The organism is Bradyrhizobium sp. URHC0002 (assembly GCF_054059515.1).
Window position 1 is genome coordinate 7,499,275 of sequence record NZ_JBSSCF010000001.1, and the last position, 17,402, is coordinate 7,516,676.

Genomic DNA, 17,402 nt, shown 5'->3' on the forward strand with positions numbered 1-17,402 from the left:
ATGGCAGCATGAAAATCATTCGTTTGGCAGTCACCGCGGCGGCGCTGCTGCTGTCGCTTCCGGCAACCGTTCAGGCCCAGACCACGCTGCGGATCGGGCTCGCCGAGGACCCCGATATCCTCGATCCGACCATGGCACGCACCTATGTCGGTCGCATCGTGTTCGCATCGTTCTGCGACAAGCTGTTCGACATCGACGAAAAGCTCAACATCGTGCCGCAGCTCGCGCTGAGCCATGAAACGTCGGCCGACGGCAAGGAAGTCACCATCAAGCTCAGGCCGGGCGTCAAGTTTCACGACGGCGAGCCCTTCAATGCGGAAGCTGCAAAATTTTCGCTGGAACGGCATCTGACATTCCCGGGCTCGTTTCGAAAGCCGGAACTGGCAGCCGTCGATCGTATCGATGTCGTCGATCCCCTCACCATCAAGCTGGCATTGAAGGCGCCCTACTCGCCGCTGGTCGCGCAGCTCACCGACCGCGCGGGCATGATGGTGTCGCCCAAGGCCGCCAAAGAGGCCGGCGACAAGTTCGGGCTGCGCCCGATTTGCGCCGGTCCATACAAGTTCGTCGAACGCGTGCAGCAGGACCGCATGGTGTTCGAGAAATTCGCCGACTACTGGAACAAGGACAATATCCACATCGACCGCATCGTCTACCTGCCGCTGGTGGATGCGACGGTGCGCCTTGCCAATTTGAAATCCGGCGGCCTTGACCTGATCGAACGCCTGCTCGCGACCGACCTCAAGGAAGTGCAGTCGGACTCGAAGCTGAAATTGTCCAGCGCGATCGAGCTCGGCTACCAGGGCGTGACGCTGAACGTCGGCAAGGACAAGGCCAAGGGGCCGCTCAGCCAGTCCGCCAAGGTGCGGCAGGCGCTCGACCTCTCGCTCGACCGCGACGCGATCAGCCAGGTGGTGTCCAACGGCGAGTTCAAACCCGGAAACCAGTGGGTCAACCCCGACCATCCCTATTACCAAAAGGCTTTTCCGGTGCGGAAGCGCGACGTCGCCAAGGCCAAGGCGCTGTTGAAGGAAGCCGGCGTCACGCCGCCGATCAGCGTCGACTTCATGGTGTCGAAAGGCGCGGAAACCGAAGCGGCATCGCAGGTGATCCAGTCGATGGCGGCGGAAGCCGGTTTCGACATGAAGCTCAGGGTCACCGAGTTCGCGACGTCATTGAAACAGGCCGAGGCCGGAGAATACCAGGCCTATCTGCTGGCCTGGAGCGGCCGGATCGATCCGGACGGCAATTCCTACATCTTCCAGAAAACCGACGCGCCGCAGAATTACAGCGCATGGTCCAATCCGGAGGCCGACAAGGCTCTCGACGACGGACGTCTTGTGACGGATCAGGCGCAGCGCAAGGCGATCTATGAAAAACTGGCGAAGATCGTGCTGGACGAAAAGCCGCTGCTCTACATCTATCACCGCCGCATCCTGATCGCGCATACCACCAAGCTCGAGGGCTACAAGCAGATGCCGGACGGACTGGTGCGCGTCGTCGGGCTGAAGCTGAAGTGAGCGCTGCTACACCCGGGATCGCGCCATGCTGAACTTCCTCGCACGGCGTATCGTCCAGCTCATTCCGACGCTGTTCTTCGTCTCGATCCTGATTTTTTCGCTGCAGCAATTGCTGCCGGGCGATCCGGCGCTGGTGATGGCGGGCGAGGAACGCGACCCCGACGTGATCGCGCAGATCCGCCAGCAGTACCGGCTCGATCAGCCGGTGCCGGTGCAGTATGTCTACTGGGTCAAGGGCGTGTTATCGGGCGATTTCGGCGAGTCGCTGCGCAACAAGGTGCCGGTGCGCGAGTTGATCGCGCAGAAGCTGCCGGTGACGATGCAACTGGCGTCGATGGCGATCATCATCGCCTTCCTGATCGGAATCCCCGCAGGGATAGTGTCGGCCGTCAAGAAGGGCACGGCCTGGGACTACGGCGCCAATTTCTTCGCGCTGTGGGGCATCTCGACGCCGAATTTCTGGCTCGGCATCATGCTGATCTTCCTGTTCTCGATCAAGCTCGGCTGGCTGCCGGCATCGGGCTATGTGCCGCTGACCGAGAACTGGCGCGCCAGTATCGCCGCCACCATCATGCCCGCTTTCGTGCTGGGCAACGCGATTGCCGCGATCCTGATGCGGCATACCCGCAGCGCCATGTTGCAGGTGCTGGAAAGCGACTACGTCCGCACTGCCCGCGCCAAGGGCCTTTCCGAACGCTCCGTCATTCTCAAGCACGCCATGCGCAACGCGCTGACGCCGATCATTACGCTCGGCGCGCTCGAACTGGGCACGCTGCTGTCGGGCGCGGTGCTGACCGAGCAGATCTTTTCGATACCGGGCTTTGGCAAGCTGATCGTCGATGCGGTCTTCAATCGCGATTATGCGGTCGTGCAAGGCGTCGTGCTGGTGACGGCGACAATTTACATCACGCTCAATCTCATTGCCGATATCGCTTATGTCCTCGTCAACCCGCGGCTGAGGGCGTAGGCGATGGCCGACACCACGCTCAGCGCGTTACCGATTGCCGTCTCGGACGAACTGGAGAGCCCGGCGCGGCGCGCGTTGCGGCGTCTGTTCAAGCGCAAGGGCGCGGTCGCGGGCCTCGTCGTGATCGCAACTTTCATCTTGCTCGCGGTGTTTGCGCCGCTGATCTCGCCTTATGAGCCGATCGCGACGAGCTGGTCGCTGGTGCGCAAGCCGCCTTCCGCGTTGCACTGGTTCGGCACCGACGAACTTGGCCGCGACATTCTCGCCCGCGTGATCTACGGGGCGCGGGCTTCGCTGCTGGCCGGCGCCATCTCGGTCGGGATCGCACTTTCCATTGGCGTACCGCTCGGCCTGTTGTCGGGTTATCGCGGCGGCTTCATCGACGCCCTGATCAGCCGCATGACGGATGCGATGCTGGCCTGCCCGTTCCTCATCCTCGCGATTGCGCTGGCGGCGTTTCTGGGGCCGAGCCTCGGCAATGCCATGATCGCGATCGGCATATCGGCGACGCCGATCTTCGTGCGGCTCACGCGGGGCCAGGTGATGAGCGTGAAGGTCGAGGATTACGTCGAGGCCGCGCGCGCGATGGGCAATCCGCGCTGGCGCATCGCACTGTTTCACATCCTGCCCAACATCATGCCGGCGCTGTTGGTGCAGGCGACGCTGTCAATCGCCGCCGCAATCATTGCGGAAGCTGCGCTGTCTTTCCTCGGCCCTCGGCCAGCAGCCGCCGGCGCCATCCTGGGGCAGCATGCTGAACGCAGCGCAGCGCTTCCTGACCAACGCACCCTGGATGGCGGTCTGGCCGGGGTTCGCGATCTTTCTCGTGGTGCTGTCGTTCAACCTGGTCGGCGACGGCCTGCGCGACGCGCTGGATCCGAGGGAGCGGTAAGCGCAAGACCCTCACGGTGAGGAGGCGCTTCTTCAGCGCCGTCTCCGGACGATACTTCGTATCGCCGGGAGAACCATGAAGCCACAGGCGGGCCTTCATCCTTCGAGACGCCCGCTGTGCGGGCTCCTCAGGATGAGGTCTTAGATCACCACCTCCCGCAGCACTCGCCGGCAATCCATCTCATATTCCAGATCGATCACCGGAGGCCGAGCAAAATGCCAGGTCAATCCGGCCCGCGCGGCGCCACGGCGAACCAGCGCCTCGGCAAAGACGTGGTGGAAATCGTGGATGGTGTAGGTCTGTACCGCAGTGGCATCGTTCCAGCCGAACCCGACCGCGCCCATGCGCCGCTCCATCACGCCGGCGACATAACGGACCTTCTCGGCAATGCCTTCGGGGCTCGTGTCGCGATAGCGCACCGTGCGCTCGGCATAGCTCGCATTGCCTTCCTGCGACTCGCCGCTGCCTGCGATGACAAAACTCGACGTTGCGCCCTGGCTCGGCCGCGTAAACGAGAAAGCATAGAACGAAGGCTCGGCGGGCGGATCGATCTCCGGACAGACGTTGCTGCGCGCCACCGGATTGGTTTTGCCGTCGTAGATGCCCCACTCCGCCAGCGTCTTGACGTAGTGCAGGTTGAAATTGCGAAATCCTTCGTCGGTAATGCGGCCGGTGAACGCAGCTCGCAGGCGCAGAACGACGTCAGCGGCCTGCCCGCCGCTTGAATGTATTTTGCGATTTGCGCGAATCCTTCGGCCAGCGGCACCCATTTGTCGAACCGCACCCGCTCGATCTCATAGCCGGGGTTGGCCGCCACCCCGCCGGAATACTGAAACACGGCCGGAATGAAGCGGTAGTTGCCGGCTGGAAAGTCGCTCGTCATGTTGGCTCCCTGCTTTTTCTTGTTTCCTAGCATGGAGAGCCGGCGGCGTCGCCCGGCTGCATGATCCCCCGACACGAAAAAGCGACGGCAGCGAATTCCGCTGCCGTCGCCCGCATCTTTCTACCCCGCGGAAAAGGCTCAGGTCGGCTTGAGCCCCTGTCTCCCGAGATCGAAATCGTCGATCTCCTTGGTCCGCGCCGAGTCGGCCTTCGCCTGGTGGTTGGTGGCCAGCAAGATATAGACCGCCGGCAGCACGAACAGCGTGAACAGCGTGCCGATCGACATGCCCGCGACCACCACGAGACCGATCGAGAAGCGGCTCGCCGCGCCCGCGCCGGTCGCCGTCAACAGCGGAATCAGGCCGGTGACCATCGCCGCCGTCGTCATCAAGATCGGACGCAGCCGGATCCGCGCCGCCATTTCGATCGCCGATCGCTTGTCGAGGCCTTCCTTGAGCTGCAGTTCGTTGGCGAACTCAACCATCAGGATGCCGTGCTTGGTGATCAGGCCGACCAGCGTCAACAAGCCGACCTGGGTGTAGATGTTGATGGTCGCCACGCCGAAGAACAGCGGGATCAGCGCACCAACCATCGCCATGGGAACGCTGATCATGATCACCAGCGGATCCCACAAGCTCTCGAACTGCGCCGCCAGCACCAGGAAGATGATGACCAGCGCGAAGCCGAAGGTGATCGCGAGCTGGTTGCCTTCCTGCACATATTGGCGGGAATCGGCCAGGTAGTCATGACCGAAGCCGGCGGGCAGCTTTTTCGCTTCGCCCTCCAGGAAGTCCACCGCCTGCCCGACCGTCACGCCCGGCATCGGCACGGCCGAGAAGGTCGCCGAGTTGAGCTGGTTGTAATGCGTCAGCGAATTTGGATCGGTAGCGGTCTCGATCGACACGATGGTCGACAGCGGCACCAGTTGCCCGGTGCTGCTCGGGACATAGTAGCCGCCGAGCGATTCCGGCGACAGCCGCATGCCGCGCGGCACCTGCGGGATCACCTGATAGGACCGTCCCTCGAGGTTGAAGCGGTTGACGTAATTGCCGCCCAGCAGCGTCTGCAGCGTGGCACCCACCTGCGCCATATTGATGCCGAGATCGCTGGCCTTGGAGCGGTCGACGGAGACGCGCACCACCGGCTGGTTGAAGTCGAGATCGCTGTCGGACACGATGAACAGGCCGCTCTTGCGCGCGGCGTCTTTCAGCTTGGCCATCTGGTCGTAGACGGCCTGGAATCCGGAGGTCGAATTGATCACCATCTGGACCGGCAAGCCGCCCGGCCCGCCCGGGAGCGGCGGCAGGTTGAACGCAAACGCCTGGACGCCTTCGATCTTGCTGATTTCAGCCTGCACCAGCGGCTTCAGCTTGATCGAGGACCGCTTGCGCTCGTCCCACGGCTTGAGCAGCATGCCGGCAATGCCGCCCTGCGGGCCGTTGATGCCGTTCAGCACGAAGCGCAGGTCGGTTTCCGGGAATTTGGCAAACGCCTTGTCGAGTTTTTCGCCATAGAAGTCGACATAGTCGATGTTGGCGTATTTCGGCGCCTTGGTCACCGAGAACACAATGCCCTGGTCCTCTTCGGGCGCCAGCTCCTTGGCGGAGTTCAAATAGAGGAAGCCGACCATACCGAGCATCGTCACTGCGAACAGGTAGGTCACCGGACGATAGTCGAGCGAGCGGTCGAGCTGACGGCCGTACCAACGCGTCATCGCGCCGAACACCCGATTGACCAGCCTGGCGAACCGTCCATCATCCGCGCTCTTGAGCAGCACCGAGCACATCATCGGCGACAGCGTCAGCGCGATAATGCCGGACACGATCACCGAGCCCGCCAGCGTGAAGGCGAATTCGCGGAACAGCGAACCTGTCAGGCCACCGAGAAAGCCGATCGGCGCGTAGACCGCCGCCAGCGTGATCGTCATCGAGATCACGGGACCAACGATTTCGCGCGCGCCCTGCAGCGACGCCTGCACCGGCGATTTTCCTTCCTCCAGATGTCGATGGATGTTCTCAACCACCACGATGGCGTCGTCGACCACGAGTCCGATCGCCAACACCATCGCCAGCAGCGTCAGCAGGTTGAAGCTGAAGCCCATCGCCAGCATCAGGCTGCAGACGCCGATCAGCGACAGCGGAATCGTGACCACGGGAATGATGACCGAGCGGAACGAGGCCAGGAACAGGAAGATCACGACCACGACGATCAGCACCGCCTCGATCAGCGTGTTCTTCACCTCGTCGATCGAGGATTGAATGAACCTGGTGGAATCGTAAGCCACCTTCATCTTCATCGATGGCGGCAGGTTGCGTTCGAGTTCCGGAAACAGCGCGCGGACGCCCTTGACCAGCGTCAGCGGGTTGCCTTGCGGCGTCGCCTGGACGCCGATGAAGATCGCGCGCTCGCCGCTGAATGCGACGCTCGCATCCGAGCTTTGGGCGGCGAGTTCGACGGTCGCGACATCCTCGATCCGTACGAAGCCGCCGTCCTTGGACTTGACGATCATCTTCTTGAACTGATCGAGGTTTCGCAGGTCCGTATTGGTCTGAATGTTCGAGACGATGAAGTAGCCCTTGGCCTGACCGGCGGCGGCCTGGAAGTTGTTGGCGGCAATCGCCGCCGAGACGTCGCTTGGCGACACGCCGCGGCCGGCCATTCGCACCGGATCGAGCCACAGCCGCATCGCGAACGTTTGCCCGCCGAGAATGTCGGCCGACGCCACGCCGTCGACCGTCGACAGCACCGGCTGCACCACGCGCGTCAGATAATCCGAGATCGCCGAGCCGGAGAGCTCGTCGCTGGAAAACCCGAGATACATCACGGCCGTGGTCTGGCCGGTCGTCTTGGTTACGATCGGGTCGTTCGATTCCTTCGGGATCAGGTACCGGACCGAGTTCACCTTGGCGAGAACTTCGGTGAGCGCCTGGTTCGGGTCGAAGTTCAGCTTGATGTAGACCTGGATCGTGCTGGTGCCCTGCACCGACGACGAGGTGATGTAGTCGACGCCCTCGGCGGAGGCGACCGCCTGTTCGATCGGCGTGGTGATGAAGCCCTGAATCAGGTTGGCCGATGCACCCGGATACACGGTCGTGACGTTGACCACCGTGTTCGACAGCTTCGGATATTGCCGGATCGGCAATACGCTGGCCGCCCGCAGACCGATCAGGAGGATCAGCAGGCTGACGACGACCGACAGGACCGGACGCTTGATGAAGATATCGGTTAAGGCCATCGCAAAATTATCCCGCTGAGTTCAGCATTTTTCCGGGCGCGGTCTCGAAGACCGCTGCCCGTCTCTCGTCAGCGCGGTCCCTGTGGGACCGCGTCACGCGTCAATAGCGCGGCGGCTTGGCCGGAATCGGCGGCACCGGATCGTTCGAGATCGTGACCGCCGACCCCGATTGCAGCTTGAGCTGGCCCACGGCCACGACGCGGTCGCCGTCCTTCAACCCTTTCAGGATTTCGGCGCGTCCCTCGACACGGTTGCCGGTCTGCACGAAGGTCCGCGTCACCGTGAGCTTGGTCTTGCCATCCTCTTCCTTCTCAGTGAGGAGATAGACCGAGTCGCCATACAGCGTGTAGTCGACCGCGGTTTCGGGGACGGTGATGACAGGCGGCTTGTCCGGCAGGACAATGGTGGTAGTCGCGAACATGCCGGGCTTGAGGATCTTGTCCGGATTCTGCATCGTCGCCTGAACGCGGATGTTGCGCGTCTCGGTCGCGATCTGCGGCTCGATGGTGGTGATCTTGCCCTCGAAGGCACGGCCCGGATAGGCGTCGACCGCGATGCGAACGGTCTGACCGACCTTGAGCTGGGCGGAATCCTTTTCCGTCACGGTGAAGTTGGCATACAGCGCCGACAGATCGGTCAACGAAACGATCTGCGTGCCCGCGGTCAGATATTGTCCGACCTCGACCTTGCGAACGCCGAGTTCACCGGTGAACGGAGCCCGTACCAGCTTTTGCGAGATGATGGCTTCCGTCTTGGCGATGCCGGCGCTGGCCTGATCGAACGCAGCCTGGGCGGTGTCCACCGTCGCCTGCGGTCCGACCTGGCGTTCGGCCAGTTGCTTGGCGCGATCCAGCGATATCTGCGCCACCCGCTGCTGGGCCTTGAAGTTGGCAAGGTCGCCCTGCTCGGGACCATCGAACAACTGCACCAGCGGCGTGCCTTCCTTCACGCTGGCGCCCGCCGTGAACTGGATCTCGGTGATGCGGCCGTTCACGTCGGAGGTCACGTTGACCTGATGCACGGCGGCGAGATCGCCGACCGCGGTCAGGAGGTTCGGAATGGTTTCGGACTTGGCCGTGGCGATACTGACGTTGCTCGGCGGAGGCGGCTTGCTGAAGATCTCTTTGAACAGGTTGGGCAGAAAGACGAACTTGAAGAACCCCAGACCGCTTACGATGGCCGCAAGCAGCAACCCAACGATAAGGAACCAGCGCACCAGCCGCACCGGCCGCTTGTGCGGCTTGTCCGCAATCGGTTTGCCCGAAAGTTTGGGTTCAGTCACGATATTCATGTCATGCACTTTCTGCAGTTACCGATTGTCCCGAATTCGGTGACAGCTCGCCGTCCAGGTGAGAAGCAATTGCGGCTTCGTTAAGTCCGATGCCGCGCAGGATAAATTGACACAGCTGCCGCTCCAGATCGGCGGCGTTGCCGTAGGAAAGACAGGGTACGGCCGGAAGCCTCGTCAGCGCCGACATCAGCACGGTGTGATGGGCGAACCAGAACAGGTTGAGCGGATCGCTGCCGACCCGCGCGGCGTCACCGGACGCGATCGCGCTTTCGATCGACGCGGCAAACACCGGCCCGATCAGGCCGCTGATCTTGTCGTAGAGCAGACGCGCGAACTCGCCATCGTCGAGATGGCTCGTCGTCATCAGCCGCAGCCGCTGCGCTTCCTCCTGATCCGACCCATCGGATACTTCGATGAAATGGCCAACCATGCCCTTGACCAGTTCAACCAGTGTGCCAGTTGAGGGCTCCTGGCCGAGCAGGTGCGCGAAATCCGGATCGGCCTCGCACTCCTCCGCAAGGATTTCGGCATAGAGCGCGGCCTTGGAGGGGAAGTGTTTGAACAACAGCCCTTCCGAAATGGCCGCGGCCGCCGCCACGCTCTTGGTCGTGGTGCCGGCAAAGCCGTTACGGGCAAAGCATCGCTTCGCCGCGCTCAGGATCAATTGCCGCCGCAAGTCACTGGTCATGCGCAGGGTGGACATGGGGGCGTGAGTAATCACTCACCTTGGCGAAGTCAAGGATCTATTGCAACGCACCAATCAAAATCTGCCGCGGGGTGACGTCAAAGACACAACCTCATCGCCTTGTTCGGACACCGTTTTTCCGCAAATTCAGCGCTCACCCTTCCGGCTCCCCCTGGATCGGCCGCAACCCCCACGAGCCGCCGATCGTGCGGGGCTGGAACTACGCTCCGGCTTGACGCCTCGGGCACGGCATTTAAGATAGTTGCAAATGCGACTAATTTGATGGTTGCTTACCTAATCTTCCCACAGAGCATGGCGGGCCATGAATTTGGATGCGCGCGAACTGGCAGCCACCTTCGACCTCGAAAGGCTGACGCCGGAGTTCTATGCCGACCCCTACCCGACCTATCGCGCGCTGCGTGAGACCGATCCGGTCAAGCGGCTGCCGAACGGCTCGTATTTCCTGACGCGCTACGACGATCTGGTCGCTGCCTACAAGAACACCAAGACCTTCTCATCCGACAAGAAGAAGGAGTTCTCGCCGAAATACGGTAACTCCCTGCTCTACGAGCATCACACCACGAGCCTCGTCTTCAACGATCCTCCCGCCCATACCCGCGTCCGCCGCCTGATCATGGGTGCGCTTTCGCCGCGTGCGATCGCCGGCATGGAACCCGATCTGGTCCGGCTGGTCGACCGCCTGCTCGACGCCATCGCCACCAAGGGCAAGGTGGACCTGATCGACGATTTCGCCGCTGCGATCCCGATCGAGGTGATCGGCAATCTGCTCGACGTCCCGCAGGACGAACGCGAGCCCCTGCGCGACTGGTCGCTGGCCATCCTCGGCGCGCTGGAACCGGTGATTGGTCCGGACGCGTTCGCCCGCGGCAACAAGGCGGTGGCGGACTTCCTGTCGTACCTGGAAGGGCTGGTGGCGCGGCGGCGCGCCAAGCCCGGCAGCCCCGACCGCGACGTGCTGACCCGGCTCATTCAGGGCGAAGACAATGGCGAGCGGCTGACCGAAAAGGAGCTGCTGCACAATTGCATCTTCCTGCTCAATGCCGGCCACGAGACCACCACCAATTTGATCGGCAACGGACTGGTGGCGCTGTCGAACCACGCAGGCGAGAAGCGGCGATTGATCGAGAACCCGGCGCTGATCAAGACCGCGGTCGAGGAAATGTTGCGGTTCGAGAGCTCCAACCAGCTCGGCAACCGCATGACCGTCGAGCCGTTCGAACTCGGCGGCATCGCGATGCCACCGGGGACGCCAGTGACGCTGTGCATCGGCGCCGCCAACCGCGACCCCGCGCAATTCGCCGATCCCGAACGTTTCGATATCGGCCGTACACCGAACCGGCACCTCGCCTTCGGCACTGGCGCGCATCAATGCGCCGGCATGGCGCTGGCGCGGCTCGAGGGCGCAATCGCAATCTCGCGCTTCCTCGCGCGCTTTCCGGACTATGCGCTAGCCGGCGCGCCGGTACGCGGCGGCCGGGTGCGCTTCCGCGGATTTCTGCGCGTGCCGTGCACTGTCAGCTAGGCCGGGGCGAACTGCACCTGCGTCGCAAGATCGCAATCCCAATCGCAGACTTCAAGCGAACGATTTCTGCGCTTGCGCGTTGACATCGCCGGGCGGCGAAGCACAAGGGAGTGAGATCATGCTTCCGCGAGTCGTCCGCGTTGCAGCGCTATTTCTTGGCGTCTCCGCCATCACGGTGACCACCGGATCGTTCGGCCAAGAGCGAGACATACCAGTGCGGCGCCGTAACCGGATGTTCCTGACGGGGGCATTGAGCGCAATGGCATTCATGCTTCCATCGCCTTCCGCCCTTCCTCAGGCGTCGCAAGGCACGGAGGACGCCTCGGGGCAACTGGCGTTCAACAATGCCTGTCGAACCTGTCACGTGGTGAAAGAGGGCGACAATCGGCTGGGCCCCAACCTGTACAAGGTTGTCGGACGGAAAGCAGGGTCGCTGCCGGACTACGCGTTTTCCAGCGCAATGAAAGAGGCAGGCGTCGTCTGGGATGAGGAGAAGCTCGACCGCTTCATTGCAAATCCCGATGAGGTCGTACCCGGCAACAACATGAAGCCGTATGGTGGGCTTTCATCGAGCGACGATAGAAAAAAGATCATCGCCTACCTTGCCCAACCTCAATAATACCAGAGGCGTCGAGGCCTCGAATGCGCGTGACGTCTAGTTCCCGGCGGTATTGAAGCGGGAGAGATCGCAATCCCGTTCGGCATATTTCACGCGGCGCAGGCCATCGCGGTCTTCGACGACGGTCGGCTGGCAGCGTTCGTTCCAGGCGGCCCGGTCGGCGGCTTCATCGGCCCTCAGCACTACCGCTGTCCGGGACACGATCTTCACGGTGCCGCCGCTGCCGACATAGAAATTGGTTTGCTGGCTGGGAAGCTGCGGCGCGCCGGAGGCGATGGCCGCGGCCTTGGCATCCGCGGCAGCCCGCGCCGCGGCGGCGGCCTGGGCGGCATCCGCGGCGCGGCCGTGGTCCATCGCGAATTGCGCAGACGCGGACGATACCGAAGCGACGACAATCGATATTGCGATGAAGACGCGCATGGACACTGCCTCTTGAAATGAATGCCGGATGTCAGGAGTGCCCGACAAGCATTGAGGCGGCGTAAAGCGGCGTAACTAACCGCTTCGCTATTTGGTCGATAAAGATTTAGCGGTCTTACGGGCGCGACAAGGCGCCGGAGTTCATCGAGCCAGCGAGCTCGGAATGCTCCTCGCTGATCGCGAGGAGCGAAAGCGTATTATTCGCTGCGGCCGAACTCGCAACCCTTGCGGGCGTAAAGCAGGCGGACGACACCTTCATCGTCATAGGTACGCTTCGGCTTGCAGAACGCTTCCCACTTTTCGATGCTGGCGCGCTTTGCCTTTTCGTCTTCCTGATCCTGCGCCGGGTTGCGCACCGGATCATCCAGGTAGGACGTCGTGCACACCCTGCCATAAAACTTGCTGTAGGTGCAGCGTTCCACCGTCTGCCAGGCCTGCGCCGACGTCGACAGCAGGGCGAGGGTCGCAATTGCGTAAAGGATTTTCATGTTGTCGCTCATCGCTATCGGAGAGGTTCTCCGTGCGGTGTAGCTAGCGCCGGAGCTCGCGCGGGCGCAACGGTAACCCTTTGTTAAGCTAAATAGCGTGGACAAAGGTTAAATCTGGAACCCGGATTCTGTCGCTTCTTGCTACGCTATTCGAAAACCAACGCGCGCCGGTTCAACTACGAGACAACATCGTCCGTCGATGGCACAACGCACGCGCGACTTCGCCTGGAGTCTGCTAGACCACAGTCCGGTGCCGCGCGATGCAGGTCTGCATAACCTCGTCCATCGGCCTGCTCCACCAGTCGCTGGAGAAGATTTCGATCTCGGAATAGCCGGCAAAGCCCTGCGCCTCGACCGCTGATCGCACAGATGTGATGTCGATGACGCCGTCGCCCATCATGCCGCGGTCGTTGAGGATGTCCTTTGTCGGCACCAGCCAGTCGCAGACGTGAAACGCGAGCAGGCGATCCTTTCCCGCGCGCGCGATCTGCGGCATCAATTCCGGATCCCACCAGATGTGATAGACGTCGAGCGCGACGCCGAGCGCACCGGTGCGTTGCGGATCGAGCTGGTCGCAGATATCCAGCGCCTGCTTCGTGGTATTCACGCAGGCGCGGTCGGCGGCATAGGCCGGATGCAAGGGCTCGATCGCAAGCGGCATATTGGCCTGCTTCGCGTATTCCAGCATTTCGGCGATGGCGTCGTAAACCTGCGTGCGCGCCGCTGCGATATCTTTCGAAGCAACACTGCCCGGACGCGAATATTGCGGCAGGCCGCCGACGACCAGCACGATGCAGGGCGCGCCCAGCGCCTTGGCTTCGTCGACGGCGCGGCGATTGTCATCGCGCGCCTCGATGCGGTGCGCCGCATCCGCCGTGAACATGCCGCCGCGGCAATAGCCCGATAGTTCGAGCCCAGAGTCGCGCACCGCCCGTACCGCGCGGTCGAGACCTACGGCCGCGACCTGGTCGCGCCACGGATCGATGGCGCGGATGCCATGGCGCGCGCAGGCCTCGATGATGGCCGTGAGATCGCCCTGCTTGCGGACGGTCGCCGTATTCAGCGACAGCCAGCGATGATCGGAAGAAAAATCGCGCATCAGGGCTCGATGCCGCGCGTTGCCAGCACCGTCTTCATGCGCCGTGTCGCCAGTTCAGGGTTGGAGAGAAGCCCGGCCTTGTCGGCCAGGCGAAACAGTTCGGCAAGATGCAGCGTCGAGCGCGTGCTCTCCTGCCCGCCGACCATGGTGAAATGGTCCTGGTGGCCATTGAGCCAGGCCATGAACACGATGCCAGTCTTGTAGAACCGCGTCGGCGCCCGGAAGATGTGGCGCGACAGCGGCACGGTCGGCCCCAATACGTCGTGGAAGCCGGCCTCGTCGCCGGCCGCAAGCCGCGACAGCGCGTAGGACGCCGCCGGCGCGATGGCATCGAAGATGCCAAGCAGCGCGTGCGAGAAACCCTTGTCGTCGCCGGCGATCAGTTCGGCATAGTTGAAATCGTCGCCGGTATACATCTTGACGTTCTTGTCCAGCCGCCGGCGCATGTCGATTTCGCGCTGTTTGTCGAGCAGCGAGACTTTTACGCCATCGACCTTGGCCGCGTTGGCGTTGATGATGGCAACCGCCGTGTCCATCGCCTTGTCGAGGTCGGCAGTACCCCAGTAACCTGATAGCGCCGGGTCGAACATGTCGCCGAGCCAGTGGATGATCACGGGCTCACGGACCTGGCCGAGCACACGGTTATAGACCTTGGCGTAATCGTCAACGCTGCGGCCGAGCTTTGCCAGCGCGCGCGAGGCCATCAGGATGATACGGCCGCCGGCCTTCTCCACCGCCGCGATCTGTTCTTCGTAAGCACGGATGACGTCATCGATGGACTTCGCATCCTCCACCGCGAGGTGGTCGGTGCCGGCGCCGGAAAACACCAGCGCGTTGCCCTTGGCCTTGGCGGCCTTGACCGAGCGCTGGATCAATTCGAGCGAGGTCGGCCAGTTCAGCCCCATGCCGCGCTGCGCGGTGTCCATCGCCTCCGCCACGCCAAGGCCGAGGTCCCAGATATGCTCGCGGAAGGCAATGGTCCGGTCCCAGTCGATCGCGGATGTCAGCCACGGATCGTTGTCGGCCAGCGGATCCGCCACCACATGCGCGGCCGAGAAGGCCACGCGATTGAGTGTGCCCTCGAGCTTCGCCGGAAACGTCCGCGACGCTGCGAGACGATAGGTCTCGATCGAACGATCCGCCGTCGGCAACCTCACGGACAGTGAAGACATCGGCAATACAGGCTTGTTCATGGTTATGCCTCCTCACACCTTGATCGGGGCGACATCGATCCAGCGCCGCTCGCGCCAGCTCTGCAGCGCACATTCGGCAAGCTGAACGCCCTTGGCGCCTTCCAACAGCGTATATTTATAGGGCGCGTCCTCGCAGACGTGGCGGATGAACATCTCCCACTGCTCCTTGAAGCCGTTGTCGTAGACGACGTTTTCCGGAACCTTCTGCCAGTCGGCGTAGAAATCATGGGTGCGCTTTTCGTCCGGATTCCACACCGGGCGCGGCGTCGCCTGCCGGGCCTGGATCACGCAATCGGTCAGGCCCGCCACCGCGGAGCCGTGCGTGCCGTCGACCTGGAAGGTCACGAGATCGTCGCGGTAGACCCGCGTCACCCAGCTCATGTTGATATGCGCGATCACGCCGCCCTTGAGGCGGAAGGTGGCGTAGGCGGAATCGTCGGCGGTCGCCGTGTACTTCTTGCCCTTCTCGTCGAAACGCTCAGGGATATCGGTGGTACCGAGGCACGAGATACTCTCGACCTCGCCAAAGAGATTGTCGAGCACGTAGCGCCAGTGGCAGACCATGTCGAGGATGATGCCGCCGCCGTCCTCGCTGCGGTAGTTCCACGACGGCCGCTGGGCCTCCTGCCAGCCGCCCTCGAAAACCCAGTAGCCGAACTCGCCGCGCACCGAGAGCATGCGACCGAAGAAGCCGGAATCGCGCAGGAACGCCAGCTTCTTCAGGCCCGGTAAAAACAGCTTGTCCTGAACCGTACCGTGCTTGAGGCCCTTGGCGTTGGCGAGCCGCAGCACCGCGACCGCCTCATCCAGATTGGTCGCGATCGGCTTCTCGCAATAGACATGCTTGCCGGCGTTGATCGCCTTGGTCAGCAGCGTGGGACGCGCCTGCGTAGTGGCGGCGTCGAAGAAAATGGTATCGTTCTTGTCGGCCAGCGCCTTGTCGAGATCGGTCGACCAGCGCTCGACGTTGAAACGCTTGGCAAGCCGCTCCACCTTGTCCGCGTCGCGGCCGATCAGAATCGGATCGGGCAGCATGCGGTCGCCGTTGGCGAGCAGCACGCCGCCCTGGTCGCGGATCGCGATGATGGAGCGGATCAGATGCTGGTTGAGCCCCATGCGGCCGGTCACGCCGTTCATGATCAGGCCGAGGCGTTTGGTCGTCATACTGCTTTCTCCAAAGGAATTCTGGCTGTGGGCTGCTCGAGCGGCGACATCGCGGACCAATCCGGATGCGTAGTCGTGGCGAAGCCCGGTGTGGTCAGCGATCCCGTCAGGAGATCGCCGTCGTGGATCGCGAGCCGGACCTTGCCGCCGTCGCGCGCATAGAGATCGGGATGGCTGACGAGAAACGCCTCCGCTTCGGTGGCCGGCGTATCGCCAAAGCCGTCGACGTAATGATGGCCGTTGCGCTCGGCATGGGTGACGCCGATCAGCGCGCCGAGCGCTAGATCCTGCTGCACCGCCAGCCCCGCCTGGCAGGTCAGGTCCTCGCCGGCGATGAAACACTTCTCGCCGCCGGCGCTCCACTTGGCCGCGCGGGTTGCGTTGATGACGGACTTGTAGATGCCCTTGCAGGATTTCGAGGAAATGCCGCGATAGCCGAGCGCCCGCGCCACCGGGAACGCGTCATAGGAATCGTCGGCCTCGTCGACGATGAAGTCGCGCCGCGCCAGCGCGCCGAGCGGCGTTTGGCGGGTGATATCGCGCGGCATCGGCTGCTCGATGTACAGGAGCTTTTGTGCGATCGGCCGCAACGCAGCGTCGCGCTCGAGCCGATCGACCAATGCGCTCAGCGCAGCAAGATCGGCATATTGTTCGTTGGCGTCGAGCGTGACGCGGTAATCATGGGGCAGCGTGGCGAGTTCCCTGCTGATGCGGGTCAGGCGATCCGCGTCATGTTGGGGATCGCCGTTGAGCTTGAGCTTGAAATAACGTGCCCCGGCGTTTTCTCTGATGTCGGCGACGCCGCCCTCGCCTTCTATCCTGTCATCCATGCCGACCGTGTGCCGGATCGCCACGCGCTCCAGCCGCTTGCGGCCTGCAAGAAACTGCGACACGTCGGCATCGGCGAGATCGCGCGACAGACGCGCATCGACGCCGGCGACATTGGCCGCCATGCCGTCAAAGAAGCTGGTCCCGCTACAGCGCAGCAGCGCATCCAGGATCGCCTTGTCGATTTCGGCTGGCCCGTAGGCCGCGGCCAATGGTGGGATATCTTCTCTGGCGCACGCCTCGACCTGCGCGCCGATGCAGGCTGCGTGCAGGCCGAACGCGGTCGCGAAGCCGGAATGCGCCAGATAGAGCTCGCGGGCCATCAGCAGCGAGCGGCGCAATTCCGTGACCGTTTCCTCCGGCGAGAGATGAGGCCGCTTGTCGAACCATTTCGGCACCAGAAACTCGGCGCTGGCGCCGATCGCGCTGCCCTTGCCTTCAACCTCGATCTCGACGCGCACAAAAGCCTGCGGCGTCGCGTTGATGACGACCGCACCGAACCGGAACGGCCGGGCGAAAGTGACCGGACGTTCAAAAAAGGAGATGTCCTTTACGGCCAAGCGTAGCGGCATTGAA

13 protein-coding genes and 2 pseudogenes are annotated in these 17,402 nt (G+C 62.9%); 5 read left to right on the plus strand and 10 right to left on the minus strand.

Translation table 11 applies throughout. From position 1 onward, the window contains the following. Window positions 1-8: 8 nt before the first annotated feature. From ACVWVY_RS36325 to ACVWVY_RS36335, 3 genes and pseudogenes are all read left to right on the plus strand, one after another. The gene (locus ACVWVY_RS36325; protein WP_456630905.1) at window positions 9-1,520 is read left to right on the plus strand and encodes an ABC transporter substrate-binding protein; all 1,512 of its coding nucleotides are present in this window, start codon (window positions 9-11) and stop codon (window positions 1,518-1,520) included. Window positions 1,521-1,545: 25 nt separating this feature from the next. After that, window positions 1,546-2,487 (plus strand): ABC transporter permease, encoded by a 942-nt coding sequence (locus ACVWVY_RS36330; RefSeq protein WP_456630906.1) that lies wholly within the window; start codon window positions 1,546-1,548, stop codon window positions 2,485-2,487. A 3-nt stretch (window positions 2,488-2,490) separates the two neighbouring features. Next, window positions 2,491-3,379, plus strand: a pseudogene (locus ACVWVY_RS36335) (ABC transporter permease). Window positions 3,380-3,519: 140 nt separating this feature from the next. Here ACVWVY_RS36335 and cnbZ read toward each other — a convergent pair. The 4 genes and pseudogenes from cnbZ to ACVWVY_RS36355 form a co-directional block, all read right to left on the minus strand. Then, a pseudogene (gene cnbZ, locus ACVWVY_RS36340) lies at window positions 3,520-4,262 on the minus strand (2-amino-5-chloromuconate deaminase CnbZ). Window positions 4,263-4,400: 138 nt separating this feature from the next. Continuing rightward, window positions 4,401-7,496: a MexW/MexI family multidrug efflux RND transporter permease subunit gene (locus ACVWVY_RS36345; RefSeq protein ID WP_456630907.1), complete on the minus strand. Its 3,096-nt coding sequence runs from the start codon at window positions 7,494-7,496 to the stop codon at window positions 4,401-4,403. 100 nt (window positions 7,497-7,596) lie between these two features. Beyond that, the gene (locus ACVWVY_RS36350) at window positions 7,597-8,787 is read right to left on the minus strand and encodes an efflux RND transporter periplasmic adaptor subunit (protein WP_456630908.1); all 1,191 of its coding nucleotides are present in this window, start codon (window positions 8,785-8,787) and stop codon (window positions 7,597-7,599) included. A 1-nt stretch (window position 8,788) separates the two neighbouring features. Next, window positions 8,789-9,490, minus strand: a complete 702-nt coding sequence (locus ACVWVY_RS36355; RefSeq protein ID WP_456630909.1) for a TetR/AcrR family transcriptional regulator — start codon at window positions 9,488-9,490, stop codon at window positions 8,789-8,791. A 304-nt stretch (window positions 9,491-9,794) separates the two neighbouring features. On the opposite strand from ACVWVY_RS36355, the gene ACVWVY_RS36360 reads away from it, so the two are divergent. Continuing rightward, window positions 9,795-11,015: a cytochrome P450 gene (locus tag ACVWVY_RS36360; protein WP_456630910.1), complete on the plus strand. Its 1,221-nt coding sequence runs from the start codon at window positions 9,795-9,797 to the stop codon at window positions 11,013-11,015. 79 nt (window positions 11,016-11,094) lie between these two features. Further along, window positions 11,095-11,634: a c-type cytochrome gene (locus tag ACVWVY_RS36365; RefSeq protein WP_456630911.1), complete on the plus strand. Its 540-nt coding sequence runs from the start codon at window positions 11,095-11,097 to the stop codon at window positions 11,632-11,634. 36 nt (window positions 11,635-11,670) lie between these two features. On the opposite strand, the gene ACVWVY_RS36370 is transcribed toward ACVWVY_RS36365, so the two are convergent. From ACVWVY_RS36370 to ACVWVY_RS36395, 6 genes are all read right to left on the minus strand, one after another. Beyond that, window positions 11,671-12,054, minus strand: a complete 384-nt coding sequence (locus tag ACVWVY_RS36370) for a hypothetical protein (protein WP_456630912.1) — start codon at window positions 12,052-12,054, stop codon at window positions 11,671-11,673. Window positions 12,055-12,251: 197 nt separating this feature from the next. Next, complete coding sequence (locus ACVWVY_RS36375; protein ID WP_456630913.1) at window positions 12,252-12,542, minus strand: hypothetical protein; 291 nt, start codon at window positions 12,540-12,542, stop codon at window positions 12,252-12,254. Between the two features lie 235 nt (window positions 12,543-12,777). Further along, entirely contained in the window at window positions 12,778-13,641 is an 864-nt protein-coding gene (locus ACVWVY_RS36380) for a sugar phosphate isomerase/epimerase family protein (protein WP_456630914.1), read from the minus strand. After that, complete coding sequence (locus ACVWVY_RS36385; RefSeq protein WP_456630915.1) at window positions 13,641-14,834, minus strand: dihydrodipicolinate synthase family protein; 1,194 nt, start codon at window positions 14,832-14,834, stop codon at window positions 13,641-13,643. Before ACVWVY_RS36385 ends, ACVWVY_RS36380 begins: the two co-directional genes overlap by 1 nt. 12 nt (window positions 14,835-14,846) lie before the next feature. Then, window positions 14,847-15,998: a Gfo/Idh/MocA family protein gene (locus tag ACVWVY_RS36390; RefSeq protein WP_456630916.1), complete on the minus strand. Its 1,152-nt coding sequence runs from the start codon at window positions 15,996-15,998 to the stop codon at window positions 14,847-14,849. Further along, window positions 15,995-17,398: a hypothetical protein gene (locus tag ACVWVY_RS36395; protein ID WP_456630917.1), complete on the minus strand. Its 1,404-nt coding sequence runs from the start codon at window positions 17,396-17,398 to the stop codon at window positions 15,995-15,997. Before ACVWVY_RS36395 ends, ACVWVY_RS36390 begins: the two co-directional genes overlap by 4 nt. Window positions 17,399-17,402 lie beyond the last annotated feature (4 nt).

Coding starts and splice junctions, on each gene's coding strand:
- ACVWVY_RS36360 (WP_456630910.1), top strand. CDS start 9,795: ATGAATTTGGATGCGCGCGAACTGGCAGCCACCTTCGACCTCGAAAGG.
- ACVWVY_RS36330 (WP_456630906.1), top strand. CDS start 1,546: ATGCTGAACTTCCTCGCACGGCGTATCGTCCAGCTCATTCCGACGCTG.
- ACVWVY_RS36380 (WP_456630914.1), bottom strand. CDS start 13,641: ATGCGCGATTTTTCTTCCGATCATCGCTGGCTGTCGCTGAATACGGCG.
- ACVWVY_RS36350 (WP_456630908.1), bottom strand. CDS start 8,787: ATGAATATCGTGACTGAACCCAAACTTTCGGGCAAACCGATTGCGGAC.
- ACVWVY_RS36370 (WP_456630912.1), bottom strand. CDS start 12,054: ATGCGCGTCTTCATCGCAATATCGATTGTCGTCGCTTCGGTATCGTCC.
- ACVWVY_RS36375 (WP_456630913.1), bottom strand. CDS start 12,542: ATGAAAATCCTTTACGCAATTGCGACCCTCGCCCTGCTGTCGACGTCG.
- ACVWVY_RS36345 (WP_456630907.1), bottom strand. CDS start 7,496: ATGGCCTTAACCGATATCTTCATCAAGCGTCCGGTCCTGTCGGTCGTC.
- ACVWVY_RS36385 (WP_456630915.1), bottom strand. CDS start 14,834: ATGAACAAGCCTGTATTGCCGATGTCTTCACTGTCCGTGAGGTTGCCG.
- ACVWVY_RS36355 (WP_456630909.1), bottom strand. CDS start 9,490: ATGTCCACCCTGCGCATGACCAGTGACTTGCGGCGGCAATTGATCCTG.
- ACVWVY_RS36390 (WP_456630916.1), bottom strand. CDS start 15,998: ATGACGACCAAACGCCTCGGCCTGATCATGAACGGCGTGACCGGCCGC.
- ACVWVY_RS36325 (WP_456630905.1), top strand. CDS start 9: ATGAAAATCATTCGTTTGGCAGTCACCGCGGCGGCGCTGCTGCTGTCG.
- ACVWVY_RS36395 (WP_456630917.1), bottom strand. CDS start 17,398: ATGCCGCTACGCTTGGCCGTAAAGGACATCTCCTTTTTTGAACGTCCG.